At 69.3% G+C, this 24,122-nt stretch carries 29 protein-coding genes and 1 tRNA gene; 15 read left to right on the top strand and 15 right to left on the bottom strand.

Annotated elements, in window-relative coordinates:
- Positions 1-168 precede the first annotated feature (168 nt).
- The gene (locus ACQPZX_RS06655) at positions 169-402 is read left to right on the top strand and encodes a hypothetical protein (protein WP_433375809.1); all 234 of its coding nucleotides are present in this window, start codon (positions 169-171) and stop codon (positions 400-402) included.
- Here ACQPZX_RS06655 and ACQPZX_RS06660 read toward each other — a convergent pair.
- The 3 genes from ACQPZX_RS06660 to ACQPZX_RS06670 all read right to left on the bottom strand — a co-directional run bounded on the left by ACQPZX_RS06660 (position 382) and on the right by ACQPZX_RS06670 (position 2,706).
- Positions 382-1,683: a hemolysin family protein gene (locus ACQPZX_RS06660; protein WP_433375812.1), complete on the bottom strand. Its 1,302-nt coding sequence runs from the start codon at positions 1,681-1,683 to the stop codon at positions 382-384. The two genes, ACQPZX_RS06655 and ACQPZX_RS06660, sit on opposite strands and share 21 nt — an antisense overlap.
- Positions 1,684-1,777: 94 nt before the next feature.
- Positions 1,778-2,209, bottom strand: a complete 432-nt coding sequence (locus tag ACQPZX_RS06665; protein WP_433375815.1) for a chromate resistance protein ChrB domain-containing protein — start codon at positions 2,207-2,209, stop codon at positions 1,778-1,780.
- Complete coding sequence (locus tag ACQPZX_RS06670; RefSeq protein WP_433375818.1) at positions 2,206-2,706, bottom strand: Chromate resistance protein ChrB; 501 nt, start codon at positions 2,704-2,706, stop codon at positions 2,206-2,208. The genes ACQPZX_RS06665 and ACQPZX_RS06670 overlap by 4 nt, the downstream gene beginning before the upstream one ends.
- Before the next feature lie 46 nt (positions 2,707-2,752).
- Between ACQPZX_RS06670 and ACQPZX_RS06675 the strand changes: the two genes are divergently transcribed.
- On the top strand, positions 2,753-3,145 hold the full coding sequence (locus tag ACQPZX_RS06675; protein WP_433375821.1) for a hypothetical protein: 393 nt from the start codon (positions 2,753-2,755) through the stop codon (positions 3,143-3,145).
- 16 nt (positions 3,146-3,161) lie between these two features.
- Here the strand turns inward: ACQPZX_RS06675 and ACQPZX_RS06680 are convergent, their stop codons facing one another.
- Positions 3,162-4,079, bottom strand: a complete 918-nt coding sequence (locus tag ACQPZX_RS06680) for a cation diffusion facilitator family transporter (RefSeq protein ID WP_433375824.1) — start codon at positions 4,077-4,079, stop codon at positions 3,162-3,164.
- A gap of 123 nt (positions 4,080-4,202) precedes the next feature.
- Positions 4,203-5,315, bottom strand: a complete 1,113-nt coding sequence (locus tag ACQPZX_RS06685; RefSeq protein WP_433375827.1) for an acyltransferase family protein — start codon at positions 5,313-5,315, stop codon at positions 4,203-4,205.
- 636 nt (positions 5,316-5,951) lie between these two features.
- Here ACQPZX_RS06685 and ACQPZX_RS06690 point away from each other — a divergent pair.
- Positions 5,952-6,074 (top strand): hypothetical protein, encoded by a 123-nt coding sequence (locus tag ACQPZX_RS06690; protein ID WP_433375830.1) that lies wholly within the window; start codon positions 5,952-5,954, stop codon positions 6,072-6,074.
- A 165-nt stretch (positions 6,075-6,239) separates the two neighbouring features.
- Here ACQPZX_RS06690 and ACQPZX_RS06695 read toward each other — a convergent pair whose 3' ends face one another.
- From ACQPZX_RS06695 to ACQPZX_RS06705, 3 genes are all read right to left on the bottom strand, one after another.
- The gene (locus tag ACQPZX_RS06695; protein ID WP_433375833.1) at positions 6,240-6,503 is read right to left on the bottom strand and encodes a GlsB/YeaQ/YmgE family stress response membrane protein; all 264 of its coding nucleotides are present in this window, start codon (positions 6,501-6,503) and stop codon (positions 6,240-6,242) included.
- A gap of 426 nt (positions 6,504-6,929) precedes the next feature.
- The gene (locus tag ACQPZX_RS06700; protein WP_433375836.1) at positions 6,930-7,073 is read right to left on the bottom strand and encodes a hypothetical protein; all 144 of its coding nucleotides are present in this window, start codon (positions 7,071-7,073) and stop codon (positions 6,930-6,932) included.
- A 251-nt stretch (positions 7,074-7,324) separates the two neighbouring features.
- Entirely contained in the window at positions 7,325-7,489 is a 165-nt protein-coding gene (locus ACQPZX_RS06705) for a hypothetical protein (protein ID WP_433375839.1), read from the bottom strand.
- A 101-nt stretch (positions 7,490-7,590) separates the two neighbouring features.
- On the opposite strand from ACQPZX_RS06705, the gene ACQPZX_RS06710 reads away from it, so the two are divergent.
- From ACQPZX_RS06710 to ACQPZX_RS06720, 3 genes are all read left to right on the top strand, one after another.
- Positions 7,591-7,902: a transposase gene (locus tag ACQPZX_RS06710; RefSeq protein WP_433375842.1), complete on the top strand. Its 312-nt coding sequence runs from the start codon at positions 7,591-7,593 to the stop codon at positions 7,900-7,902.
- Positions 7,899-8,813 (top strand): IS3 family transposase, encoded by a 915-nt coding sequence (locus ACQPZX_RS06715; protein WP_433375845.1) that lies wholly within the window; start codon positions 7,899-7,901, stop codon positions 8,811-8,813. The genes ACQPZX_RS06710 and ACQPZX_RS06715 overlap by 4 nt, the downstream gene beginning before the upstream one ends.
- A gap of 222 nt (positions 8,814-9,035) precedes the next feature.
- Positions 9,036-10,109: a hypothetical protein gene (locus ACQPZX_RS06720; RefSeq protein ID WP_433375848.1), complete on the top strand. Its 1,074-nt coding sequence runs from the start codon at positions 9,036-9,038 to the stop codon at positions 10,107-10,109.
- Between the two features lie 65 nt (positions 10,110-10,174).
- Here ACQPZX_RS06720 and ACQPZX_RS06725 read toward each other — a convergent pair.
- Positions 10,175-10,247, bottom strand: a tRNA-Lys gene (locus ACQPZX_RS06725).
- A gap of 159 nt (positions 10,248-10,406) precedes the next feature.
- On the opposite strand from ACQPZX_RS06725, the gene ACQPZX_RS06730 reads away from it, so the two are divergent.
- The 4 genes from ACQPZX_RS06730 to ACQPZX_RS06745 all read left to right on the top strand — a co-directional run bounded on the left by ACQPZX_RS06730 (position 10,407) and on the right by ACQPZX_RS06745 (position 14,610).
- The gene (locus ACQPZX_RS06730) at positions 10,407-11,645 is read left to right on the top strand and encodes an Ig-like domain-containing protein (protein WP_433385061.1); all 1,239 of its coding nucleotides are present in this window, start codon (positions 10,407-10,409) and stop codon (positions 11,643-11,645) included.
- A 197-nt stretch (positions 11,646-11,842) separates the two neighbouring features.
- Complete coding sequence (locus ACQPZX_RS06735) at positions 11,843-13,084, top strand: Ig-like domain-containing protein (RefSeq protein WP_433375851.1); 1,242 nt, start codon at positions 11,843-11,845, stop codon at positions 13,082-13,084.
- A gap of 85 nt (positions 13,085-13,169) precedes the next feature.
- Positions 13,170-13,553, top strand: a complete 384-nt coding sequence (locus ACQPZX_RS06740; RefSeq protein ID WP_433375854.1) for a hypothetical protein — start codon at positions 13,170-13,172, stop codon at positions 13,551-13,553.
- Between the two features lie 169 nt (positions 13,554-13,722).
- The gene (locus tag ACQPZX_RS06745; protein ID WP_433375857.1) at positions 13,723-14,610 is read left to right on the top strand and encodes an MHYT domain-containing protein; all 888 of its coding nucleotides are present in this window, start codon (positions 13,723-13,725) and stop codon (positions 14,608-14,610) included.
- A gap of 127 nt (positions 14,611-14,737) precedes the next feature.
- On the opposite strand, the gene ACQPZX_RS06750 is transcribed toward ACQPZX_RS06745, so the two are convergent.
- From ACQPZX_RS06750 to ACQPZX_RS06760, 3 genes are all read right to left on the bottom strand, one after another.
- Positions 14,738-15,091, bottom strand: a complete 354-nt coding sequence (locus tag ACQPZX_RS06750) for a PRC-barrel domain-containing protein (RefSeq protein WP_433375860.1) — start codon at positions 15,089-15,091, stop codon at positions 14,738-14,740.
- 258 nt (positions 15,092-15,349) lie between these two features.
- Positions 15,350-15,784: a response regulator gene (locus ACQPZX_RS06755; RefSeq protein ID WP_433375863.1), complete on the bottom strand. Its 435-nt coding sequence runs from the start codon at positions 15,782-15,784 to the stop codon at positions 15,350-15,352.
- 54 nt (positions 15,785-15,838) lie between these two features.
- Complete coding sequence (locus tag ACQPZX_RS06760) at positions 15,839-16,231, bottom strand: DUF2750 domain-containing protein (protein ID WP_433375866.1); 393 nt, start codon at positions 16,229-16,231, stop codon at positions 15,839-15,841.
- A 236-nt stretch (positions 16,232-16,467) separates the two neighbouring features.
- On the opposite strand from ACQPZX_RS06760, the gene ACQPZX_RS06765 reads away from it, so the two are divergent.
- Entirely contained in the window at positions 16,468-17,454 is a 987-nt protein-coding gene (locus tag ACQPZX_RS06765) for a hypothetical protein (RefSeq protein ID WP_433375869.1), read from the top strand.
- A 460-nt stretch (positions 17,455-17,914) separates the two neighbouring features.
- Here the strand turns inward: ACQPZX_RS06765 and ACQPZX_RS06770 are convergent, their stop codons facing one another.
- The 3 genes from ACQPZX_RS06770 to ACQPZX_RS06780 are packed head-to-tail and all read right to left on the bottom strand — an operon-like array spanning position 17,915 to position 20,800.
- Positions 17,915-19,033 (bottom strand): magnesium and cobalt transport protein CorA, encoded by a 1,119-nt coding sequence (locus tag ACQPZX_RS06770; RefSeq protein ID WP_433375872.1) that lies wholly within the window; start codon positions 19,031-19,033, stop codon positions 17,915-17,917.
- Between the two features lie 49 nt (positions 19,034-19,082).
- Entirely contained in the window at positions 19,083-19,826 is a 744-nt protein-coding gene (locus ACQPZX_RS06775) for an ABC transporter permease (protein WP_433375875.1), read from the bottom strand.
- Positions 19,827-19,828: 2 nt separating this feature from the next.
- On the bottom strand, positions 19,829-20,800 hold the full coding sequence (locus tag ACQPZX_RS06780) for an ABC transporter ATP-binding protein (RefSeq protein ID WP_433375877.1): 972 nt from the start codon (positions 20,798-20,800) through the stop codon (positions 19,829-19,831).
- Positions 20,801-20,862: 62 nt separating this feature from the next.
- Here ACQPZX_RS06780 and ACQPZX_RS06785 point away from each other — a divergent pair, with 62 nt between their 5' ends.
- The 4 genes from ACQPZX_RS06785 (at position 20,863) to ACQPZX_RS06800 (ending at position 24,113) form a co-directional block, all read left to right on the top strand.
- Positions 20,863-21,972: a helix-turn-helix transcriptional regulator gene (locus ACQPZX_RS06785; RefSeq protein WP_433375880.1), complete on the top strand. Its 1,110-nt coding sequence runs from the start codon at positions 20,863-20,865 to the stop codon at positions 21,970-21,972.
- A 200-nt stretch (positions 21,973-22,172) separates the two neighbouring features.
- Entirely contained in the window at positions 22,173-22,739 is a 567-nt protein-coding gene (locus tag ACQPZX_RS06790) for an NADAR family protein (RefSeq protein ID WP_433375882.1), read from the top strand.
- The gene (locus ACQPZX_RS06795) at positions 22,736-23,575 is read left to right on the top strand and encodes an LLM class flavin-dependent oxidoreductase (protein WP_433375884.1); all 840 of its coding nucleotides are present in this window, start codon (positions 22,736-22,738) and stop codon (positions 23,573-23,575) included. Before ACQPZX_RS06790 ends, ACQPZX_RS06795 begins: the two co-directional genes overlap by 4 nt.
- Before the next feature lie 19 nt (positions 23,576-23,594).
- Positions 23,595-24,113, top strand: coding sequence for an NUDIX hydrolase (locus tag ACQPZX_RS06800; protein ID WP_433375887.1), 519 nt, complete (start codon positions 23,595-23,597; stop codon positions 24,111-24,113).
- The last annotated feature ends 9 nt before the right edge of the window (positions 24,114-24,122 follow it).

A 24,122-nucleotide genomic window follows, 5' to 3' on the forward strand; every position in this document is an offset into this window, starting at 1 on the left:
GAGGCTAGAAGGTCAGGCTGCAGCGCATCGCGGAATCGTGGCGGTCATTCGTCTGGGGTGACGACGCAGGCCGCGGGCGGGTCAAGTGTTGAGGTTCCAGTCAAACGCGGCCGGCCTCGGCGTGCGCACGCGCGGGACCTGGTCGGGGATGCCCTGGAGAGGATGGTCATGACCTCGACCAACTATCAGGTACGGGTGTCCGGGACGATCCCGGGCGAGCTGCTGGCCGAGCTGTCGGACTTGACGATCTCGGTGGAGCCGCCCGAGACCGTGCTCTACGGTGAGCTGCCCGACCAGTCCGCGTTGTTCGGCCTGATCGCACGGATGCACGGCATGGGTCTGCGGCTGATCGAGGTCCGCCGCTTACCCGGGGACGACGACTCACGACCGCCGGACCCCTGACCCCTCGGCGGGCGTCTCCTCCAGGCGGCGCAGACGGATCTGGGTGATAGCCCGGCCGGTGATCTCGGTGACCTCGGCGGTATGACCATCCAACGTGACGATCTCGCCGGGCGCGGTGGGGATATGGCCCAGCTGGGCCAGCACCAGCCCGGCGACCGTCGTGTAGTCGCTGTCGTCCAGGCGCTCGATGTCGAAGCCGATGTCCGGCAGGTCGTGAATGGGGAAGAGCCCGGGCAACAGCATCGCGCCGTCCGGCTCGCGGATCACCGACTGGACGTCGCGGTCGGTCTCGTCGTAGATCTCACCGACCACCTCCTCCACCAGGTCTTCCATGGTCACGATGCCGTCGATCGAGCCGCGCTCGTCGACGACCAGGGCGAGCTGCTGCCGACGGCCGCGCAGCTGCAGCATCGCATCGGCCACTTTCAGGCTCTCGGGGAGGAACAGCGCCTCGAACATGTGGTCGCGGACCGGGCCTTCGGCGTCGATCAGGTCACGCAGGTGGGTCACACCGAGCACGTCGTCGAGGCCCAGCGGCCCGGTCACCGGCGCGCGGGAGTGGCCGCCGGCGACCAGGCGGGACAGGGCCTCGCGGGCGGGCAGGTCGGCCGGCACGGTCAGCACGTCGCGGCGCGGAACCAGGATCTCGCGCAGCACGCGGTCGGCGATCTCGAAAGCGCCGCTGATTATGGTGCGCTGCTCGGCCGTGAACTCCCGCTGCTGGGTGACCAGATCGCGAATCTCCTCGGCCGAGACCTCCTCGCGCCCGGCGTTCGGGTCAACCCCGGCTACGCGTACGAGAAGGTCGGTGGATTTGCCGAGCAGCCAGACCACGGGGCGCGACAGCGTCGCCAGCATGTCGAGTGGGCGGGCCACCAGCATTGCCCAGCCCTCGGCGCGCTGCAGCGCGATGCGCTTGGGCGCCAGCTCGCCCACGACCAGGGTGAAGAAGGTCAGCACGATGGTGACCAGCACGATCGCGGCCGGCTCGGCGGCGCCGCCGAGGAAGCTCAGCGGCGCGACCAGCGGCTGCGCGAGCGAGACGGCGGCCGCGGCAGACGCCAGAAAGCCGGCCAGCGTGATGCCGATCTGGATCGTGGCGAGGAACCGGTTGGGGTCGCGCGCGAGCTTCGCCAGGGTCGCACCGGTGCGCGAGCGGCGCTCGAGGCGCTGGAGCTGGCTGTCGCGCAGCGAGATCAGCGCGAGCTCGCTGCCGGCGAACACGGCGTTCAGCAGGACCAGGACAACGACCAGTACGAGCTGCCACCCGTAGCCGCCCACAGCGGAACCACTCCCCTCGAGTCCGGAGCCGAAACCCTATCGGGCGAAGCTGGGACCGCCCCGAAGGAGGACTCGCGTAGGTCCGGCTCGCAGTTCAGGCGGGTGGGCGGTCGAGCAGCAGGCCACGGCGGTGGTACTCGTACAGGCCGTCGAAGATCGGCCCAGTGAGGTCGAGGATCCGCTCGTCGTCGCAGATCATGGACAGGCCTCGCAGAATCACATCGAACCCCCGCGCCTCGGGGGCGTCGTAGCGTTCGTCGTCCAGGTCGGCCTCGTGGACGATCTCGGCGATCTTCCACAGCACCGGGTCGATCAGTTCGTAGCGGCGCAGGATGGTTTCGAAGGTGCAGTCGTCACCGTGGTGGCCCAGCCCGACGCCGCGCATGTCGAACGGGGTGGCGTCGGCGGGCACATCGGCGGGTTTGGTGACGAACACGAACTCCGCGCGCGGGTCGAGATGGCGGCGGATCAGCCAGGCGCAGGGGGCCCGGTCGATGTGCACACCAGCGCGGGTGGCCCACCTCATGTCGGCTCCCCAGCTTGCGTCATGTCGGTGAGGTGGCCATCGGCGAGAGCTTGCACAGCGGCACGTGCGGTGTCGCGTTCGAGCGGGGGGAAGTAGTCGCGGCGGGAGATGCGGCGCAATTCGCCGCGCAGCCGGCGCACCGCTCGGGCCCGTTCCGCCTCCCCAGTCGCGGTGGCGGCGGCTTCGGTGATCACCTGCCGGTACTCGGCGGCGCGGGCGGCGCGCATCCCCGAGGCGATGTCACGCTCCTGCGCGAGCGTGGAAGGCACCGACAACCAGACAGTTGCGGTGCCGCCGCCCTCGAGCACCTCGTCGGCGATCCAGTCGATCTGTTCCCGGGTGCGCGCGTCGGCGGGTAGCGCGACCAGGCCGTCGCCGAGGCGGGCGACGCCGAGGCGTTCTAGCCTGCGCCACACCGCGATACGCGGCCGGGATGGCTCACGCGGCAGACGGTAGGCAAGCAACACCCATTGACCTGGCCTCCGGTCGGACTCCATCGCCCGCCTCCCTCAACCAGGGTACTGTAACCACGGTTACAGTAACGTGGGCAACGGGGTGGGGGAGGACGCCATGCTCAGCTGGGGCACCATGCTGTACGGCGCGGCGCTGTCCGCGCTGCTGGCTGCCGTTCTCGTCGCGGCCGTTCCGCCTCGCCGGGCGGCCGTCATCGCCACCGCGGCCGCGGGCGCCCTGCTTGGCCCGCTCGCCTGGAACGCGATCCTGCGCGCCGCCCACGGCACCCAGTTCTTCACCGACGCCCCCATCGCCGTCCTGCCCGCCTCCTGGCAGGACACCGGCAGCGGCGTTTTCGCCATCGCCGCGACCGCGCTGCTCCTCGGCTTCGGCCCCCTGGCGGCCGGGCCCGGCCGCCGCCTTGCCATGACGGCCACCCTCGCCGGTCTGGCCGCGTTCCTCGTCGACGTCTATCTGTACTGAGAGCGCCGAGCCGCGCTCAGGAAACCGGGCGGTAGATGTCCGGCTCCAGGTAGATCACTTTCGCGGACGGGACCGCGGTGCGGACCCGGGCCTCGGCGTCGTCGATCGTGGCGGCGATGTCGCGTCCCTCGTCCTGCGGGTCGACCCCGATCTTCGCGGCCAGCAGCAGCTCGTCCGGGCCCAGGTGCATGGTGCGCAGGTGGATCACCCGGTCGACGCCGGGTGAGGCCAGCAGGGCGTGTTCGATCGCGGCCAGTTGCTCGGGCACGGCCGACTCGCCGATGATCAGGCTCTTGGTCTCGGTGGCCAGCAGCACCGCGACCGTGACCAGCAGCAGGCCGATGCACAGGGTGGCGATGCCGTCGAAGATCCCGTTGCCGGTTAGCACGCTCAGGCCGACGCCGAGCAGCGCGAACAGCAGGCCGATCAGGGCGCCGCTGTCCTCGAGCAGGATGACCGGCAGTTCCGGGTTGCGGGTGCGGCGGATGAAGGCGAGCCAGTCGCGCTTGCCGCGGGTGCGGTTCGCCTCGCCGACCGCGGTGCGCAGCGCGTAGCCCTCCAGCCCAGCCGCGATCACCAGCACGATGACCGCGACGAGCGGCGATTCCAGCGGATGCGGATCGATGATCTTGTGGTAGCCCTCGTAGACGGCGTACAGGCCACCGAGGCTGAACAGGATGATCGCGACCAGGAAGGCGTACACATACCGTTCCCGGGCGTAGCCGAACGGGTGCAGGGCCGAGGCCGGGCGCTTCGCCCGCCGGCCGCCGATCAGCAGCAGCACCTGATTAGCTGAGTCGGCCACCGAGTGCACACCCTCGGCCAGCATCGACGCCGACCCGGTGATCGCGGCGGCGACGAACTTCGACACCCCGATCGCCAGGTTCGCGCTCAGCGCCGTCACCACGGCCTTGGTGCTGCCTTCGCTCGCCATCTCCGCCTCTCCCCGAGATTTCCCCGACCCCCATCGTCTCAGGCCCTGCGTGACGGATTCCCCGGATGTGGCATCTCAGTCGGACAGGACACATCCCCGCCGCGGTCCCTGCTTCCGACTCGCTCAGCCGCGCATACCGAACAGCAGGCGGGTTACCCGGGTGCGTCGCACACCGATGTCGTAGACGGCGAACATGACCGTGAACGAGGCCGCGACGATCGCGATGTACTTGATCGGCATCGGCAGGTGCCAGCCCACCACCACGTAGGCGACCGCCACCACGATCGGCTGGTGCAGGATGTACAACGGCAGCGCGGCGGCGCCGAGATACGCGTACGCCCGCCGCCCTCGTTGACGCCGTGGGCCGATCGTCGAGGCTCCGCCCGGGGTCCGGTCGAGCAGGCCGAGGATCGCCACCAGCCAGCACCAGCCGGCCAGCCCGAACAGCCCACGCGCAGCGACCGCGTGAACGGTCATGTCGGCGAATGGGTCTCCGCCGGCTGTGCTCAAGGCCAGGCCCGCACCGCAGAAAAGCAACACACCCAGGATCGCCGCCGCGACGGCGTCGCGACGCATCGCCGCCCGGAACCGGTCGTCGGAGGCCAGCACGAATCCGCACAGGAAGAACATCAGGTACGCCCAGCGGCTCCAACCGGCGAACGGCTCCTCCATACCGAGGACGGCGCCGATCACCGCAACACCGATCGCGGGAACCAACACGGCGCCGCGCCGCGCGGCGGCCCCGGCCAGCGAGTCGCGGACTCGTGCGGCCCGGGCGGCCGGCAGCCATGCCACCAGCGGCGCCAGCATCAGCGAGAACGCCAGCAGCAGTACGACAAACCACAGGTGCCCGCTTTCGAAGTGCTCACCTTGCACTACGAACGGGAAGTCGGACAATCCCAAGTGGACGTCGAAGAAGCGCAGGAGGAACCGAGGGTAGGACTCCTGATAGCCGGGATCGGCCGCCTTCAGGCGCAGCCATTGCGGCAGAGGGAGGATCGTCAGCGTCGCGACGACCAGCGGCACGCCGAGCCGCGACAGCCGTTCGACGGCGAAGCGGCCGGCCCCGCGGTGGCGGATCGAGTGCCACGCCCCGAGACCGGCTATCAGGAACAGCGCCGGCATGGCCCACACCACACCGAGCCCGGCCAGCCAGGTGACCGCCTCGGTGGTCTGCGCGTTCTTGACGTAGAAGTCGTCGCGCGTGTCGAAGACCAGCGCGGCATGAAAGAACACCAAACCGAGCACAACGAACAGGCGAATCGCGTCAAGCTCCGGTCGCCGCGTCACCGGCGGCGAAGCGACCGACGACGCCGACCCGGACTCGCTCGGAATCGCCAACGTCCGCCTCCCCGCAACACGACCGTCCGCACCAGGATGTCAAGCCGCAGCAGCGGGTCGAGAGCGCCGATGAAACGAGACACCTAACCGATCAAGACCTCGCGTTGATTCTCCCGGATCCTTCGCCGACCACATCACCGTCGGTGTTCATCGGCTGAGGCGACCGTCGGCGACGCCATCCCGCCAGCCCGGCGAGGACGCCGATGAGAGCGACTGCGAGGCCGCCGATGACCCGCCAGCTGTCGCCGCTCGTAGAACCGTCGGCGGAGATCAATATCCGCACCATGCCACGCCCCCCTGTGTCGCAGAACTCATGGTATCCACCGGCATGATCAAATTCGCCTGCATGTCGGCTACTTGGCCGCCCGGACGGGTGTGAGTACGCGATCCTCGCTGACCAGGCGAGGTGGTCCGGCTGCGTTTCGTGGTCTCCGCCGCGATGAGCATCCCGCTGAGGCCGAGCAAAACCACGGTCGGCTTTGGGCAGACGTCGAGGGCCGCCTGCGGAAGGCGGATGCCGGCGGCGCGGCGGTGGTGCCCGCCGGTCTGTCGATCGACAACCCGGCCCCGCTCACCCTCGGCGGCAAAGGGCTCAGCGACAACAGCGACCAGTACCAGGGCTTTCTCGACGACGCCTGGATCAGCATCGGCTAGCAAGGCCGGCGTCGCCGGTGTGGCACTTCCCTCATCGCCCGACGACGGCTTTCGCGGGAGCGAAGTCGGCCGTCCGCGGCGCGGTCGGGCGTGTTGTTCGTCAACGAGGCGGGCCGACCGAGGCAGCGTCCGCCGGACGACGCTGCCTCGGTCTGAACTTCTGAATCAGCGTCGGGCGCGGATGCCGGCGACCAGGCTGACTCCGAGTGCGGCAAGCGCGACCTGGATGATCAGTTCGATCCAGTCGATGCCGCCGGTGTCGTCGACGCCGATGGCGGCGGCGATGAAGGTGCCGACCAGAGCGGCCAGGATGCCGATCAGGATGGTCAGCCAGATCGGGATGTTCTGCTTGCCGGGGACTACCAGTCGTCCGAGGGCACCGATGATCAGCCCTACGACGATCGCGGTGATGATCCCGGAGATTTCCACGTCTACTCCTCGAGTTGATGTCTCGCGGCCGGCATTTCCCGGAGGCCGTCGCGTCAAACAGTCCGCAGGGACACCCCAAATCTCCCGTGCCCAACGCGGTTGCCGCATCCGGGGAAGTCCCGGATGCGGCCGCGGGGAAAGACTCGAGCGAACAAGCGCACCCGGCCGTGCCATGTTCAGCGACGGCGATGCCATGGCCGTGGTAACCGTGCCGGGGCGTCCAGTCGGCGCCGACGTGCTGTTATTGAGGACGATGGTTGTTCGGCGAGGTGGGCGCAGAGCCGGCCGACCGGGTTTCAGCGATGGCTGGTGGGCTTCGGCGTCCGGGGCAGGTTGCCATTGGTGGGCCGAGCGGCGTATGCCGAACGGGTAGACGGTCAGCGTCCCGTCGGCGCACTCGGTGGTGCGCCACGGCGCTCCAGACGCTCAGGCGGCCTCCCGACGGCGACCGTGGCCGAGCCGCAGCAGCCGGGCGAGACGGGCGGCCTGGTCCGATGTTGGCAGTGCTGCTTCGGCGGCAAGCGTTTGAATCTCATCCTCGATCGCAGGATCTGTCAGGAGTTTGGCCATCGGCAGGGTGCCGTGCGCCCGGGGATGGCCGGGGGTGTCCGCGTACGGGTTGTCCGGCGGGGGGCGATCCTCGGCCCACCCTTCGCCTCCGGACTGGGCCGAAGGCGCGTGTGGTGTCAGCCGCTGCTCGGGACGGCGTTGAACCATCGCCCTCCTCGTGTGTAACACGTACGCCGAGGGCAGTTGATCGTGATGAGCATGATTCTCTCCTTATCGGGTCGTTCCGCCCGGCCAGGTGCCGGCGGCGGGTGTCACGTCTTGGGGTAGTTGGGATCGATGACAAGCGTCGTGAGCTCCGGCAGGCGACGCGGACCAGCGGCGAGGCCCTGGACCCGCCAGACGGCGTCGGCAGGGCCGGCGTTGTCGCTGGTGGCGGCGTCGCGGGCAGCCGTCGCGATGGCGTAGCGGACGCCCACGTCGCTCAACCGCTGGTGCAGGTGGTGTTCCCGGATTGAGTTCCCCCCGGGTTGGCGGAGCCTCCCAAGCATGATCGACTGATCATGGGGAGGAAGTATCCGTGGCCGCACCGAAGAAATACCCCGACGAGCTGAGGGCGCGTGCTGTTCGTCTGTATCGCGAGTCTGACCCGAAGCCGACGATCCGGCGTCTGGCGGAGCAGCTGAACGTGCATCACGAGGCGCTCAGGAACTGGATCCGGCAGGCCGAGGCCGACGCGGGCGAACGCACTGACCGGCCCACCACCGAGATGGCCGAGGAGAACCGCCGGCTGCGGGAGGAGGTCGCTGAGCTGCGCCGGGTGAATGAGGTCCTGCGCGCTGCGAGCAGCTATTTCGCGTCGGAGCTCGGCCCGACCCGGCGACGGTCATGAGGTTCGTCGACGAACACCGTGACCGCTTCGCGGTCGCGTTCCTGCTGCGGGTCCTTCAGATCGCCGAGTCGACCTACTACCAGTGGGTGAAACAGGCCGAGCAGCCGTGTGACCGGGACCTGGTCGGCCTCGGCCTGATCTCCAACATTCATGAGATCTGGGAGGCCTGCGGCTTCACCTACGGCGCTGACCGGGTGCATCGGCAGCTGCGCCGCGACGGTATCCGGGTCGGTCGCAAACGCGTCGAGCGGCTGATGGCCGGCCAGGGCTGGCAGGGGGCGTTCCTGCGCCGCGGCTGGCGCGGCGGCTCCACGAAACAGGATCCGCGGCACACGCCGGCGCCGGATCTGGTCAACCGGAACTTCACCGCGGCCGGCCCGAACCGGCTCTGGGTCGCTGACGCCACCGGGATTCCGTGCAGTGAGGGTGTGTTCTGGCTGGCCGCCGTCCGCGACGTGTTCTCCCGCCGGATCGTCGGGTGGAAGACCTCGGACCGGTGTGACACCGATCTGATCCTGGCCGCGCTCGAGTACGGCATCTGGTCCCGCGCCGTCCGTGACGGCCAGTTGATCCACCACTCGGACAGGGGCTCGAACTATACGAGCTTCCGCTTCTCGCAACGCTTGCAGGACAACGGAATCCGGCCGTCCATGGGGTCTGTCGGCGACTCCTATGACAACGCGTTGATGGAGAACTTCTGGTCCACGCTGAAGATCGAACTCGTGTATCGCACGAGCTGGCGGACCCGCGACAAGGCCGAAAACGCGATCTTCACCTACATCGACGCCTGGTACAACACCCGCCGCATCCAGAAGGAACTCGGCTACCTCAGCCCCGACGAATACGAGACCGCCTGGCAAGCCCAGACTCAGCCAGATAACCTCACCCCTGCCCCGACCGGAAGCAGGTAACCACCGCTCCGTCGAAACGGGGGGAACTCAGCGACGGTGACAACGTTGAATCAAGCCGACGGTTCGCGCAGACTCTGGCAAACCGTCCAGGACCGCGAGTACTCGTCTGGTCGGAGGAGGATGTCCAGAACTTGATGAAGGAAGGCTGGGCGCGGCCAGCGACCTGTTGAACCCTCCGGCATGATGCAGCCCAACCCCACAGCGACGGAGAGGCAGCCGACTATGCCGATGGAACTGGGACTGTGGCGGGTCGATAGCCAACCGGTCCGGCTCAGCCCGGTCGGCGCGCCGCTGGAGAAGGCACTCGAAGACCTGATCGAACACGACCCGGACATTCTCGGCGAACCGTTGATGATCATCGGTCGGCAGGTACCGACGTCCCATGGGAAGATCGTCGATCTCCTCGCGGTGGACGGCGACGGTGTCCTGCATGCCATTGAGCTCAAGCGAGACAGGACGCCACGAGAGGCGACCGCCCAGGCACTCGACTACGGCTCATGGGCCCAGACACTCGCCCACGAAGACATTCTCGACTTGTTTGGCCAATATCGCCCCGGCGAGACCTTCGAGCAAGCGTTCGCCGATCGGTTCGGCGTAGCACCTCCCGAGGAGATCAATACCTCCCATCGGCTCACTATCGTCGCCAGCGACCTCGACCCGGCAACTGAGCGGATCATCGCCTATCTCGCCGGATACGAGGTACCCATCAACGTTGCGCTGTTTCGTTACTTCAAGGACGGAGATCGGGCTTACCTGGCCCGCACCTGGCTGCTGCCGGACACGGACGCGGCCGACACTGCCGTGCCGCGACGCTCAGGCGCCAAGGAACCCTGGAACGGCCAGGACTGGTACGTCACCTTCGGCGAAGAATCCGGCATCCGATCCTGGGACGATGCCCGTCGCTATGGCTTCGTCTCCGCCGGCGGCGGCGAATGGTACAGCCGCTCCCTGCGCGCGCTGCCGGTCGGCGGCCGAGTGTTCGTCTACCTTCCGAAAACCGGATATGTGGCGGTAGGCATGGTCGCCGGCCAAGCCGTGCCGTTTGATGACGCGGTCCTCACGGTGGATGGCGAGCCACGCAAGATGACCGAGCTTGACCTTGACGCCGGGTACCGGCACGCGGGCAGTGGATCCGATCAGGCCGAGTACATCGTCCCGATCGAGTGGGTCAAGACGCTGGATCGGGGCAGTGCTGTCCGTGAGAAAGGCTTGTTCGCCAATCAACACTCCGCCTGCAAGTTGCGCAATAGCTTCACTTTGAAGACTTTGGCCCAAAGGTTTGCGCTCGACCAGTAGGCGACCGCCTGCACCAACGATCAAGGGCGTATAGCTGGATAGCTATACGCCCTGGTGAAGTATTGTGCGCCGCGTAGGACTCGAACCTACAACCCGCGGATTAAGAGTCCGCTGCTCTGCCAGTTGAGCTAGCGGCGCTCTCCGGCAACGACGGAAACGTTAGCACGCACTCCCATGATCCTTGAAATCGACCCACCTCACATGACCTTCACAGCGTGAATCAACCTCAGGGAGGTCCCGCGACCTTGCATCCATGGGGCAGGATGTGCCCGCAAACTTCAGAACGTGATCCAAGGGATGGTCGGCATGCGGCGCTCGCTGGTGACGGCAGTGGTGGCGGCGGTGATCGCGCCCCTCGCGCTGTCCGCATGTGGTGACAACAAGAAGCCGGCCGCCGCCTCCTTCAAGGAAGCGCCCAGCGCGAGCGCCCAGGTGAGCGCGCCACCGACCGAGGCCGCCGCCGTCCCGATCGAGCTCTCCATCACTCCCGCCGCGGGCAAGAAGGACGTGCCCCTCAGCGCCGAGCTCGGCCTCAAGGTCGCGGGCGCCAAGGTCACGTCGGTCACGCTCACCGACGGCAAGGGCAAGGCCGTCTCGGGCAAGCTCCGCGACGACGCCTCCAGCTGGGTGCCGGGCCAGACCCTCAAGCCCAAGCAGACGTACGCGGCGAGCGTCGTCGCCACCTCCGACAGCGGCCTCACCAAGACCGTCACCACCAGCTTCACCACGATGAGCACGCCGGCCCGCAAGACCGGCACCGGCCTCTACCTGTTCGACGACCACACGTACGGCGTGGCCATGCCGGTCGTCGTCGAGTTCAACCCGGGTATCAAGAAGGCCGACCGCGCCGCGGTGGAGAAGCGCATGTTCGTGCAGACCTCGCCGGCCCAGCCGGGTGTGTGGTCGTGGACGTCCAGCGGCACCCAGGCGTACTACCGCGGCAAAGAGTACTGGCAGCCGGGCACGACGCTGACCGTGCGCATCGCGGTGGGCGGGGTGCCGACCGGCGGTGGCCGCTACGGCGACCGGGACCGCGGGGCGACCGCCAAGATCGGCCGCGACTTCCAGATGACCGTCGACAACAAGACCAAGAAGATGACGGTCACCCAGGGCGGCAAGGTGGTCAGGACCGCGCCGGTGAGCCTGGGCCGGCCGAGCAAGCCCTCGGTGAGCGGCACCCTCGTGGTGATGGACAAGCTGCCGGAGACCGTGTTCGACACCACCGACACCGACGGCGCCTCCGGTTACCGCACCGAGATCGAGTTCGCCCAGCGGATCACCTGGAGCGGCCAGTACATCCACTCGGCGCCCTGGTCGGTGGGCTCGCAGGGCCACACCAACGTCTCGCACGGCTGTGTCAACGTCTCCCCGTCGAATGCGCGGTGGCTGTTCGACAAGACGCTGATCGGCGACCCGGTGACGGTGAAGGGCACCGGCGTCAAGGCCGATTACGGGGACGGCTGGACGCCGTGGAACGTGAGTTGGACCGAGTTCGTCAAGGGCAGTGCTCTCCCCGTACCCGAATCTTTGAAGTGAAAAAGCAACGAAGGAGCGGTCCCGTTGCGTCTGATGGGTAGGGAAACGCGGAGGCCCCCCGGCACGCGTGCCCGAATCGGGCAACTTGCCCCTTTGACCGGTGTGACGGCTGCGCCGCGGCACGAATCCGGGATTGGTCTCCCGGCTTTCATAGAGCAAGATTGGGCGCCGGGGACGAACGACGCCGTGAGGGGACCATGAACATCAGTCGAGTTCGCCGGCCGTGGCGGATTGCCGCGGTCGGGCTGATCGCAGGCACCGTCCTGCTCAGCTCTGGCTGCGGTCACGGCGACAAGTCGCCGACCTGGCAGGGCGGCGCCGACCAGACCCAGGCGGCTGACGGTGGCTCCGGCACCGATGGCGCCTCGCCGTCCCCGTCGCCGACGCTGAGCACCGTCGCGGTCGTCTCGCCGGCCGCCGACGCGACCAACGTGACCGCGATCACCGAGGTCAAGTACACCAGCGAGGACCCGGAGAACACCTCCGTCACCGTGACCGACGCCAAGGGCGAAGAGGTCAAGGGCACCCTCGACAAGGACGACAAGGTCTGGCGGGCCGAGAAGGCGCTCGACTACGGCACCAAGTACACGGTGACCGTCAACGGCACGGCGTCGGAGGGCAAGGGCGGCTCGACCTCGAGCACGTTCACCACGATGGCCAAGCCGTCCAAGATCATCCGGGTGACGAGCTTCCTCGCCGACGGGCAGACCGTCGGCGTGGGCATGCCGCTGATCATCAAGTTCAGCCGGGCCATCCCGGCGAGCTACCGCGACGACGTCGAGCGCCGCATGACGGTCACCGCGACGCCGGCGCAGGAGGGCTCCTGGGGCTGGATCAGCCCGACCGAGGTGCACTACCGGCCCAAGGTGTTCTGGAAGGGCAACTCCAAGGTCTTCGCCAACGTGCGGCTGGGCGGCGTCCCGCTGGGCAACGGCTACTACGGCAAGACCGACCTCACCGTCGACGTCAAGATCGGCCGCTCGTTCGTCATGACGGTCTCCAACAAGACCAAGCAGATGACGGTCAAGCAGGACGGCAAGGTCATCAAGACGCTCCCGGTCAGCCTCGGCAAGCCGAGCACGCCGTCGTCGAGCGGCACGATGATCGTGATGGAGAAGGCGAAGCACACCGTCTTCGACACCACCGACACCGACCCGGTCAACGGCTACAAGACGCCGATCGACTTCGCCCAGCGCATCACCTGGAGCGGCCAGTTCATCCACGCCGCGCCGTGGTCCGAGGGCAAGCAGGGCCACACGAACGTCTCGCACGGCTGCGTCAATGTCTCCGAGGCGATGGGCGCCTGGCTGTTCAGCCGCACGATGATGGGCGACCCCATCACGGTGAGCGGCACCGAGGAGAAGCTGAAGCAGGGCAACGGCTGGACCGACTTCAACGTGAGCTATGGCGAGTGGAAGAAGCTCAGCTATCTCAAGTAATGGGTAAAGCTTGGCGGAAAGGGCGCGGTCGGCGACGACCGCGCTTTTTCATATCGTACGTCGTGAGCACACCTAATCTGGACATATGCGACTTGTGCTCGTCCTCGCCTGCCTGCTGCTCGCCGGGTGCGGACCCGCTGGCGTGTCACCGAGCGTGGTCCTCTCGGCCTCCCCGGCGGTCTCCTCGCCGGCTGGTGACCCGCCCGGATCGCTCGCTTGTGCACGGCTCTCCGCCGCCATGGACGCCGGCTCGTTCCTGACGGCCGGGGTCGTCGACGAGATCGTCGCGGGGACCGCCGACGCCGACGCTCCGCTCGCCGACGCGGCGGGCCGGCTGGGCGACGCGTATCGGGCGGCGATCGCCGCGAGCGGCAAAGCGGACGAGCCGGACAAAGTCGCGGCAGTTGGTGCCGCTGCATCCGATATGTCCGACGTTTGCGTTGCCAGCGGTCTCCGAACTGCCGGTTGATCGAGATCAATGCCGTTCTGAGCAGCAGGTATGCCGCCTAGGAGAGCTTCGCGCGTTGTTTCGACATCTGTAGCCGGAACGTGACGCAACCTGCGTCACACTCCTTCACAAGTTGGCGATCAAGCAGGCAATATGCACCGCGAACTCGGGGCTTCGGGAAGGAACGGCAATGGCGCAGATCCATCACTTCGACCACGGGTGGATCACGCCCACGATCAGTTACACACTGTCCGTGTTGGGTTCGCTCCTCGGTCTCACGCTCGCGGCCCGGTTCCGCTCGGCCCGCTCGAACGGCGAGCGTGTCTGGTGGCTGATCCTCGCGTCGGTCGCGATCGGCGGCACCGCGATCTGGAGCATGCACTTCGTCGCCATGATGGGCTTCAGCGTCACCGGCACGCCGATCCGGTACGACGTCGGCATCACCACGGCCAGCGCCATCCTGGCGATCGTCGCGGTCGGGATCGGCCTCTCGATCGCGTTGTTCGGGCAGCGGGCCCAGAACGTCCGCATCGTCGTCGGCGGCATCCTCGCCGGCCTGGGCGTAGCCGCGATGCACTACACCGGCATGGCCGCGATGCACCTCAACGGCGAGATCTCGTACTCGGTCACCCGGGTCGGCATGTCGATCGGCATCGCCGTGGTAGCCGCCTCGGTCGCGCTCTGGCTGGCGGTCACGGTGCACAAGCCGCTGGCCATCTTCATCTCGGCCCTGGTGATGGGCATCGCCGTCAACGCCATGCACTTCACCGGCATGTCCGCCATGTCGGTACACACGGACGCGCCGGGCACCCTCTCCGGCGCCACCGCAACCAGCATGATCGTCCCGATCGGCGCCACGGTCATCTTCGGCATCCTCGGCCTCGCGTACGCCCTGATGGCCGCCCCCACCGAGGAGGACCGCGCCGCGGCGGCCTACCTGGCGGCCCGCCGCGAGGGCGCCCACACGGGCACCATCCCGCGGCAGCCGGCCGCGCCGATGGCCGAGCAGCAGCAGCCGTCCCGAGGCGCCTCAGCCCTGGGCGGCGGATCCTGGACCTACCGCGACCGCTCCCGCTGACCAGCTGGGCCGCTAGCTTCCCCGCCGGGTCTCTCCGCTGAGTCTTCCGGCTTGACTCTCCCCCAAGGGGAGGCACCAGGCTTCCTCGTGTCGGCCACGCCGTCACGAGGAGGTCTCCATGTGCCAGTCAGCGCGGCTGCACCAGCCAGTCCCACGCCTTCTTCAGGCTGTGGCCGAGGCCCTCGTCCTCCTCCGCGAGGCGGGCCGACGGGTCCGCGCTCGGCTCGGGCAGCTCGGCGGCCGGCGCGGCGATGATCGCGCCGTGTTCGTAAAGGCCGTCGACCAGGCTCGCGCGGGCAAAGCGGTGGCCCGCCGCGGTCTTCACCAGCAGCCCGTGAAAGACGTCGGCGCCCTCGTCGGCGAGCACGTGCTCGACCTCGCCGACCCGGTCACCCGAGCGGTCAAAGACGGGCGTGCCGTCCGCGAGCACGAGGTAGGACACCGGCGCACCGAGGTCCTCGGGAGCTTCCTTGTCAGTCATGCACCGGGGTTACCCCGAGCGCCTCGCCAGTACACAGAATTGTCCCGCCGCACGTCTGCGTCAGGCCGCACGTCTGCGTCAGGCCGCACGTCTGCGTCAGGCCGCACGTCTGCGTCAGGCCGCACGTCTGCGTCAGGCCGCACGTCTGCGTCAGGCCGCACGTCTGCGTGGGGCCGCGCGTCTCCGTCAGGCCGCGCGTCACCATCAGGGCGCGCGTCTCCGCCGGCCACGTGTCTCTGCCTGGCTGCCGGGTCTCTGTCAGGGGCGCACGTCGGGCAGGCTTGCGACTTCGCGGTAGAAGCGGTCTATCTGGCGCACCGTGGACTCGAAGTCGTCGAGGCCGAAGGGCTTGGTGACGTATGCGTTGGCCCGCTGCTGGTAGCTCGACACGATGTCGGGCGCCGCGCCCGAGGTGGTCAGGATGACTACCGGGATCGCCTTGAGGCGGTCGTCGGTCTTGATGGCGGCGAGCGTCTCGCGCCCGTCCATGCGGGGCATGTTGAGGTCCAGCAGGATCAGGTCGGGGCGCCGCGCTTCGGGGTAGGAGCCCTCCTGCCGCAAGTAGTCGAGCGCCTCGCGGCCGTCGGTCACCCGATCGACCGTGGCCTGCGTCTCGGCCGCGGCGAGCGCCTCCTCGATCATGAGGGCGTCCGCATCGTCGTCGTCGACGACGAGGATCTGCAGGCTCCGCACGACGTCCCCCTTTATTTGCAGTGCCGCAAGCATAGGGGCAGGTCTCGATTCCAACTACCGCTGGGTCGAATGAATTCGCTCCTCGGCGGCGGCCTTCGACTCGAGCTCAGCGAACCAGCGCAGCACCTGTCCCGGGCTGAGGTCGTACCCGGTGGCGCGCGCCCCGGACCAGTTGACCCCGACGAGCAAGTTGTCGTGCTCGAGACCCACCATCCAGTGCGAGAGCCACTCGTCGATCGAGATCGGCACCACTTCGAATCCGCTGTAGGCCGTGACGTGCTTGACGACCAACTGGGCACGGGTCGGCTTCGACCAGAAGGGCACCGCGCGCCGGCCTTCGTCGTCGGCGGGGGCTGGGAATCCGGTCGCGTCCCGGATCGCGAAGACCTGGCCCTCCTGCGTCACCTCCCGGCGGAACGCCGCTTTGTGGGCACCGCTGAGCGACATGCCGTCTCCCTTCTGGCGTACGCCTTCCATCGTGGCCGATCGGCGCGCCCTGCCAGGCACTCTTCCAACATCATCTTTTCGGCCGAGGCGCCACTAAACATTTTGTACAGGAAAGAGTAGATAAGTCCGAAACACGCCTTAAAAGCGACCCCTAGCGACCGATTGCCCATAGTGTCCGGTTTGCCCGCCGCGACGTCCGTGCGGCGGTTGTCGGAACAGCCTCCGGAGGAATTGGGATGAACAACAGTCGGCGTATCGGAGCGATCGTCGCCATGGCGACCGCGACCGTCGGCATGGCCGCCATGACCACGGCCGCACCCGCCGCGGCCGCCGCTCGTGGCCCGCAGCCGGTCTCCAGCCTGCTGCGCGCGGTGCGCGCCCACACCGACAGCTGGGTCAACATCAACTGGCGTACCGACCGGCGCATCTGCGACGTCGAGGTCCGCGTCATCGGCGGCCGCGACGTCGACGTCGACTACCTCGGCCGTCGCAACTACGCGACCTTCCTCCGCGGCGACAGCCTCCGGCCGGGACGGGCCGCCGCCACCCCGATCGAGGTGCGGGCCGACGTCGCGCGCGGCGGCATCGCGAAGCTGCGCGCGGTCATCTCCTACGACAGCTGCGGCTTCAAGTCCCGCACCGAGCGCCGGATCTTCTCGCTGGCGCTCCCGGTCCTCCGGAACCCGAGCTGGCCGGGCCACGGCATCCCCGGCTTCCCCGGTGGCCCGGGTGGTCCCGGCAACGACCACGGCCAGCACGGCAACGGCCAGCACGGCAACGGCCAGCAGGGCGGCGGTCAGCAGGGCAACGGCCAGGGCCAGCAGGGCAATGGGCAGCAGGGCAGTGGCCAGCAGGGCGGCGGTCAGCAGGGCGGCGGTCAGCAGGGCAACGGCCAGGGCCAGCAGGGCAATGGGCAGCAGGGCAGTGGCCAGCAGGGCGGCGGTCAGCAGGGCAACGGCCAGCAGGGCAACGGTCAGGGCCAGCAGGGCAATGGGCAGCAGGGCGGCAGCCAGCAGGGCAACGGCCAGGGCCAGCAGGGCAACGGCCAGCAGGGCGGCGGTCAGCAGGGCAACGGTCAGCAGGGCAACGGCCAGGGCCAGCAGGGCAACGGCCAGCAGGGCGGCAGCCAGCAGGGCAACGGCCAGCAGGGCAACGGCCAGGGTCAGCAGGGCGGCGGCAATGGGCAGGGGAACGGCTGGGGTAACTCGCACAGCAACCACTGATCGCGCTCTCGCCGGAGCGTCGTCCTAGTTGCGGGGGCGATGGCCGGGGAGATGTGAAGGGGTCAACGGGCGGCCCGGGTCCGCCGCCTGTTGGCCCCGCCTCGCCGTCCAGGAGCACGCCTAAAATCTGGTGAAAACGCCGGAATCGGCATGTTTGCTCGGTCCGGCTTCTAGTGTCTGGAGAGGCCTCGGGGCCTGCGACGCGTCAGTACACGGCGAACCCCGTTCGCCGAACATATAAAAGGGATGCGCCCGGCCGGCTGGGGGGCAGTACCGGCCGGGCGCAGGTCCTCGCGTCGACGTGCAGGCGTCGATGGAAACAAGCTAGTGATCCGGTGTTATGGCGGCTACGGGAGAGCGGGCGACCCGGGTGGTGCTGTCCGGAGTGGACGTGCCAGCGGGCGGCGGCGCCGGGTAGCCGTTCGGATGATCTTTGTTGCCGGTGGGGAAGTTGATGCGGTCACAGCCAGCCGGCGCGCTTGAACCGCCAGTACAGCCCGGCGCAGATCAGGACTATCAAGGCGACCACCCCGTGGAAGCCGTAGTGCGCGTCCAGGAACGGCATCCAGGTGAAGTTCATGCCGTAGATCCCGGCGATGACCGTGGGAACCGCGGCGATCGCGGCCCAGGCGGCGATCATGCGCATGTCGTTGTTCTGCACCATCGAGACCTGGGCCAGGCGCGCCTGCAGGATCGAGTTGAGCAGGTCGTCGAAGCCGGCCACCCGGTCGACCGCCCTCGCCAGGCGGCCGCGCACGTCGACGAAGTAGGGACGCAGGCCGGCGGGCAGCCCGGACTGCTCGATCAGGATGTCGAGCGGCTCCTGCAGCGGCAGCACCGCCCGCTTGAACTCCACCATCTCGCGCTTCAGCTGGTAGAAGTGGGCGATCTCGGGGGAGACCTGCGCCGAGAACGTCTCCTCCTCGAGGCGTTCCAGGTCACGCTCCACGGCCGCGGCGACGTTCAGGTACTCGTCGACCAGGCGGCTGCCGATGGCGTACGCCACCGCCCACGGGCCCTGCCGCAGCACCGGCTGGCGTTTCTCCAGCTCGCGGCGCACCTGCCAGAGGGCGCCGGCCGCGCCGTGCCGGATGCTGATCACGAACCAGGGGGCGATCAGCACCGTGACGTCGCCGGTGTCGACGACCTCCGAGGTGGCCGTGAGCTCCTCGTGCTCGACGTACCGCGCCGTGCGCAGCACCAGCCGGGTCACGTCGCCGATGGTCTCCAGGGCCGGGCGGTGGCCGCCCTCGACCGCCTGCTCGACGACCAGTTCGTGCAGGCCGAAGGCCTCGGCGATCGACCGCATCGTGGCCCGGTCGGGCTCGTGCAGCCCCAGCCAGACGTACGTGCCGCGGCGGCGCCGGGCAGCCCGGGCCGCTTCCGTGTAGTGGACGGCGCCGGGCCGCCGGACGCCGGCCGCGTAGATCGCGCAGTCGACGACGGCGTCGGGGTTGTGCCCGCGTTGCTGCGGGACCGCCGGTGCGGGGCGCGGCGCGAGACCTTCGATGAGCCGCCCGAGCGCCCGCGGTAGGCGCTCCGAGACGAGCGCGGTCCCGCGCCTGCGCAACCCGAACATCCGTCGACCCCTGTCCGCACCTGAACGTTTGCCGGACCGACGGTAGCGGTCAGGCGGAACGTCGCATCGCACGCACGCCGACGAACAACCCGAGCGCCGCCACGATCGCCGCCGCCGCGAGCCCGGCCACCGTGGTCGATGCCCAGATGTCGCCGGTGAACAGCGCCCGTTCGGCGTCCACCACGTACCGCAGCGGGTTCCACGCGGCCAGCGCGCGCAGCCATCCGGGTCCGCCGTCCAGCGGCAGCAGCACGCCCGCGAGCAGCAGGATCGGGAAGAGCAGCGTCTGCTGCACGGTCCAGAACAGCCACTCCTGGTGCTTCGAGGCGAGCGCGAGCGTGTAGGAGAGCGCGCCGATGCCGACGCAGAAGCCGGCCAGGATGACCAGCCCGATCACCGCGCCGCCGACGTCGAGCCGGTAGCCGAACGGCAGGCAGACCACCACGATCACGGCGGCCTGCGCGATCATCGGGACGATCTCCTTGAGCGCGCGGCCGATCAGCAGGGCCGGGCGGCGCAGCGGGGTGACCAGCATCCGCTCGTGCGAGCCGGTCTGGATCTCGAAGAGCAGGTTGGACCCGGTCATCGAGGCCGCGAACAGGCACGACATGACGACGATGCCGGGCACGAACCAGCGCAGCGAGTCGGAGCCGGGCAGCAGCGGCGCGAACAGCGCCAGGAACACCAGCGGCTGCACCATCGAGATGATGATCGTGAACGGGTTGCGCAGGGTCGGCCGCAGCTCGCGGCTGAACACCACGGCGGTGTCGGTGAGCACGGTGTTGGTGAGCATGATCAGACCTCCACGAGCTCTCGGGTGGGCTCCTCGTCGCGGCCGGCGCCGCCTTCGCGCAGGCTGCGGCCGGTGAGCTGCAGAAACACGTCGTCGAGCGTCGGCCGGGCGACCTCGACCGAGGCCGCCGGCACGCCGGCGGAGCGCAGATCTTCGAGCATCCCGGGCACCTGCCGCGGCCCACCCTGCGTGCGGATCTTCACTTCTTTCCCGTACGCGATGAGCTCGCGCCCCCGCAGCACCTCGGCCGCTCGGGCCGTCTCGTGCTCGGACTCGAACCCGAAGAGGATGGTGTCGCCGACGTGCTCGGCCTTGAGCCGCGCCGGCGAGTCGTCCGCGATGATCCGCCCGTGGTCGACGACGATCACCCGCTCGGCCATCGAGTCGGCCTCGTCGAGGTAGTGCGTGGTCAGCAGGATCGTGGTGCCGTGCTCGGCGCGCAGCCGCAGGATGTGCTCCTGCAGGTTGGCCCTGTTCTGCGGGTCGAGACCGGTCGACGGCTCGTCGAGGAAGAGCAGGTCGGGCGCGTGGATCAGGCCCATCGCGATGTCGAGCCGCCGCCGCTGCCCGCCGGAGAGGGTCGCCACGGTCCGGTCGGCGACCTCCGCCAGCCCGAGCGACTCGATCAGCTCGGTGGCCCGCTGCCGGGCGGCGCGCACGCTCATCCCGTACGCCCGGCCCTGGCTTGTCAGTTCGTCACGCCCCCGCTGGCTGTGCCCGGCGCCGTTGCCCTGCCCGATGTAGCCGATCCGCAGCCGCACCTCCCGCTGCTGGCGGACCACGTCGAAGCCGGCCACGCTCGCGGTGCCGGAGGTGGGCGGGATCAGCGTGGTCAGCATCCGCAGCGTGGTCGACTTGCCGGCCCCGTTCGGCCCGAGCAGCGCCACGAGCTCGCCCCGCGCCACCGTGAGATCGATGCCGTCGACGGCCCGCACGTCTTTGAAGTGCTTCGTCAGTCCTCGCGTCTCAATCATGTCTTCGACGCTAGGGTGCGTTGCGGACAGTTTCTGACCTCAATGCGGCGGAGTCTGGATTCATGGCGAACACGAGTGCTCGGATGCTGCGGCTGCTCTCCCTCCTGCAGACACATCGCTACTGGCCCGGCTCGGAGCTGGCCGACCGCCTGGAGGTCAGCCCGCGCACCCTGCGCCGCGACGTCGACCGCCTGCGCGACCTCGGCTACCCGGTCGACGCCAACCGAGGCGCCGCCGGCGGCTACCAGTTGCAGGCGGGCGCCGCCGTGCCTCCGCTGCTGCTGGACGACGACGAGGCCGTGGCCATCGCCGTGGGCCTGCGCACCGCCGCGGCCGGCGCGGTGGCCGGCTTCGAGGAGACGTCGGTGCGCGCCCTCGCCAAGGTCATCCAGCTCCTCCCGCCTCGCCTGCGCAAGCGCATCGACGCTCTGCGCGCCGTGACCACCCCCGGCGTCTTCGGCGGCGGCCCGACCCTCGACCCCACCGCCCTGACGACGGTCGCCCTGGCCTGCCGAGGCGAGGAGCGCCTGCGTTTCACCTACTCGCCTCGCGAAGGCGACACCTCCTCCCGCCACGTCGAGCCCCACCGCCTGGTCCCGCTGGGCCGCCGCTGGTACCTGATCGCCTGGGATTTGGACCGCGCCGACTGGCGCAGCTTCCGCCTGGACCGCCTCTCGGATCCCACGGCCACCAACGCCCGCTTCCGCCCACGCGACATCCCCGGCGGCGACCCGGTCGCGTGGCTCCGCTCCCGGATTGCCGCCATCCCCACCCGCCACGACGTCTCGGTCGTGCTCCAGGCCCCACCCGCCCAGCTCCAGGCCGTGGTCGGCCACTGGGGCACGGTCGAGCCCATCCCGCCGGGCACAAGTCCGGCACTCATCCCCACGTCCGCGCCGGCCGTGCCGACGCCGCCCGCGTCGGCCGCGCCGCCCGCGTCGGCCGCGCCGCCCGCGTCGGCCGCGCCGGCCGCGCCGCCCGCGTCGGCCGCGCCGGCCGCGTCGGCCGAGGCGGCGGCCGTCGCGTGCCGGCTGCGGATGAACGTGGACGACCTCTCCTGGCCGATCTGGGTCCTCGGCGTGATGGGCGTCCCCTTCACGATCGAGTCCCCGCCCGAGCTCCGCGACCGCGTCCGCGCCACCGGCGAAACCCTGCTGCGCGGCGCCGCCTGACGTCTCCCTGCGCCGCGCAAAGCCCAGGTCGCGGTCTCCCTGGCCGGCGTCTCCCGAGCCGGTCCGCGACCCTTTGGACGGATCGGCGCCCCCGTGGCGCCGATCCGCGAGAGAAAGCTATCGGCGCCCTCCGACATTTTCCGGCTATCCAGAAGCCCTCACTTATATAAGAATTGCTGGATATGCACGGCCGCCGCAGAATGGACGCCGTGACCACGCCTCCCCGCTCGGTGGCCGACCTTCTGGCCCTGCCCACACCCCCCAAGTACCTGCTCTTCTGGGGTCATCGACCGCAGCGGGACGGCAGCGTCGGCGCCGGCTGCCTGAGCCAGTGGTGGCCGGTCGAGTTCACGGTGGACGGCGTCCTCTTCCGCTCCGCCGAGCACTACATGATGTGGCGCAAGGCCCAGCTCTTCGGCGACCACGACATGGCCGAGCGCGTCGTCGCTGCCATCCACCCGCGCGACGCCAAGATGCTCGGCCGGGGAGTGCAGAACTTCGACGACGCCATCTGGGCCGAGCACCGGTTCGAGATCGTCACCGACGCGAGTCGCCACAAGTTCGGGCAGCACGACGACCTGCGCGCCTGGCTCGTCGGCACCGGCGACCGGGTGCTGGTCGAGGCGAGCCCGACCGACCGCGTCTGGGGCATCGGCCTGGCCGCCGCCGACGAGCGTGCCACCGACCCGGCACGATGGCGCGGGCTCAACCTCCTCGGTTTCGCCCTGATGCGGGCGCGCGCCGAATGGCAGAGTGAGCACCCATGACGATCATCGGTGCCATCTCGCTGCCGCAGAACCCGCCCGAGAACCTGCGCGCCATCGCCCGCGCCGCCGACGAGGCCGGCCTCGAGGAGCTGTGGCTGTGGGAGGACTGCTTCCTCAGCGGCGGCGTCTCGGCCGCCGCGGCCGCCCTGGCCTGGACCGAGAACCTCAAGGTCGGCATCGGCATCATGCCGCTGCCGTTCCGCAACGTCGCGCTGGCCGCCATGGAGATCGCGACGTTGAGCCGCCTGTCCGGCGGCCGCGCCCTGCCGGGCATCGGCCACGGCGTCCAGGAGTGGATGGGCCAGGTGGGCAACCGCGCGGCGTCGCCGCTCACGCTTCTCCGGGAGTACGGGACCGCGCTGCGCGCCCTGCTCAACGGCGAGGAGGTCACCACCAAGGGCCGCTACGTCAACCTCGATGCCGTCAAGCTGGACTGGCCGCCCACCACGGTCCCGCCCTTGTATGTCGGCTCCACCGGTCCCAAGACGCTGGCGCTCGGCGGCGAGGTCGGCGACGGCACGATCCTCACCGGCGGCACCTCCCCGGCCGGTGTGGTCGCCGCCCTGGGTCACATTCACGCAGACGTACACGAAATGGTTGTTTTTGTCCCGGCCGCCTTTGGCGCTGGCGCCGCCGACCGCCTGCGCGCCCAGCAGGAGAATTACGGCAACGACCACCCCGGCGTCTTCGGCACCCCCGAGGAGATGGCCGCCGGCCTGCGCGAGTTCGTCGACGCCGGCGCCACGAGCCTGATCCTGCAGCCGACGACCGACGACCCCGACCCGGTGGCGTTCGTCCGCTCGGTCGCGGAGGAGATCCGTCCGTTGATCGACTGATCGGGCTATCTTGTCCGATATGCCGATTTCCCCGTACCTCAAGAGCCTTCGCGCGGACCTCGGCCGGCGGTGCCTGCTGCTGCCCGGGGTCAGCGCGGTCGTCTTCGACGATCGGGGCCGGCTGCTGCTGGCCCAGCGCTCCGACAACCACGAGTGGGCGCTGATCTCCGGGGTGATGGACCCGGGGGAGCAGCCGGCCGAGACGGCGGTCCGCGAAATCTACGAGGAGACCGCCGTGCACGCCGTCGCCGAGCGGGTGACCAGCGTCTTCACCGAGTTGCCGTACACGTACCCGAACGGCGACGAGTGCGAGTTCGTGGACATCTCGTTCCGCTGCCGGGCGGTCGGCGGCGAGGCGCGGGTCAACGACGACGAGTCGCTGAGCGTGGGCTGGTTCGGCCTGGACGCCCTGCCGCCGATCTCGGAAACGATGCGGCACCGCATCGAGCTGGCCGTCTCGCCCGGCGACGCGGCGTGGTTCGCGCCACCGGGCGACATCCGTCACGACCCCGCGTTCCCGACCGGAACCGTTCGGTAATCTCGCGCG

The sequence above is a fragment of the Actinoplanes sp. CA-142083 genome, from assembly GCF_050942195.1.
Lineage (GTDB): Bacteria > Actinomycetota > Actinomycetes > Mycobacteriales > Micromonosporaceae > Actinoplanes.

Bases quoted from the DNA above. Each gene is read 5' to 3' on its own strand.
- ACQPZX_RS06800 (WP_433375887.1), top strand. From the start codon at position 23,595: ATGCCGATTTCCCCGTACCTCAAGAGCCTTCGCGCGGACCTCGGCCGG.
- ACQPZX_RS06740 (WP_433375854.1), top strand. From the start codon at position 13,170: ATGCGACTTGTGCTCGTCCTCGCCTGCCTGCTGCTCGCCGGGTGCGGA.
- ACQPZX_RS06730 (WP_433385061.1), top strand. From the start codon at position 10,407: ATGGTCGGCATGCGGCGCTCGCTGGTGACGGCAGTGGTGGCGGCGGTG.
- ACQPZX_RS06775 (WP_433375875.1), bottom strand. From the start codon at position 19,826: ATGCTCACCAACACCGTGCTCACCGACACCGCCGTGGTGTTCAGCCGC.
- ACQPZX_RS06750 (WP_433375860.1), bottom strand. From the start codon at position 15,091: ATGACTGACAAGGAAGCTCCCGAGGACCTCGGTGCGCCGGTGTCCTAC.
- ACQPZX_RS06780 (WP_433375877.1), bottom strand. From the start codon at position 20,800: ATGATTGAGACGCGAGGACTGACGAAGCACTTCAAAGACGTGCGGGCC.
- ACQPZX_RS06700 (WP_433375836.1), bottom strand. From the start codon at position 7,073: ATGGCCAAACTCCTGACAGATCCTGCGATCGAGGATGAGATTCAAACG.
- ACQPZX_RS06765 (WP_433375869.1), top strand. From the start codon at position 16,468: ATGAACAACAGTCGGCGTATCGGAGCGATCGTCGCCATGGCGACCGCG.
- ACQPZX_RS06655 (WP_433375809.1), top strand. From the start codon at position 169: ATGACCTCGACCAACTATCAGGTACGGGTGTCCGGGACGATCCCGGGC.
- ACQPZX_RS06760 (WP_433375866.1), bottom strand. From the start codon at position 16,231: ATGTCGCTCAGCGGTGCCCACAAAGCGGCGTTCCGCCGGGAGGTGACG.
- ACQPZX_RS06720 (WP_433375848.1), top strand. From the start codon at position 9,036: ATGCCGATGGAACTGGGACTGTGGCGGGTCGATAGCCAACCGGTCCGG.
- ACQPZX_RS06795 (WP_433375884.1), top strand. From the start codon at position 22,736: ATGACGATCATCGGTGCCATCTCGCTGCCGCAGAACCCGCCCGAGAAC.
- ACQPZX_RS06785 (WP_433375880.1), top strand. From the start codon at position 20,863: ATGGCGAACACGAGTGCTCGGATGCTGCGGCTGCTCTCCCTCCTGCAG.
- ACQPZX_RS06790 (WP_433375882.1), top strand. From the start codon at position 22,173: ATGGACGCCGTGACCACGCCTCCCCGCTCGGTGGCCGACCTTCTGGCC.
- ACQPZX_RS06680 (WP_433375824.1), bottom strand. From the start codon at position 4,079: ATGGCGAGCGAAGGCAGCACCAAGGCCGTGGTGACGGCGCTGAGCGCG.
- ACQPZX_RS06745 (WP_433375857.1), top strand. From the start codon at position 13,723: ATGGCGCAGATCCATCACTTCGACCACGGGTGGATCACGCCCACGATC.
- ACQPZX_RS06715 (WP_433375845.1), top strand. From the start codon at position 7,899: ATGAGGTTCGTCGACGAACACCGTGACCGCTTCGCGGTCGCGTTCCTG.
- ACQPZX_RS06670 (WP_433375818.1), bottom strand. From the start codon at position 2,706: ATGGAGTCCGACCGGAGGCCAGGTCAATGGGTGTTGCTTGCCTACCGT.
- ACQPZX_RS06665 (WP_433375815.1), bottom strand. From the start codon at position 2,209: ATGAGGTGGGCCACCCGCGCTGGTGTGCACATCGACCGGGCCCCCTGC.
- ACQPZX_RS06735 (WP_433375851.1), top strand. From the start codon at position 11,843: ATGAACATCAGTCGAGTTCGCCGGCCGTGGCGGATTGCCGCGGTCGGG.
- ACQPZX_RS06770 (WP_433375872.1), bottom strand. From the start codon at position 19,033: ATGTTCGGGTTGCGCAGGCGCGGGACCGCGCTCGTCTCGGAGCGCCTA.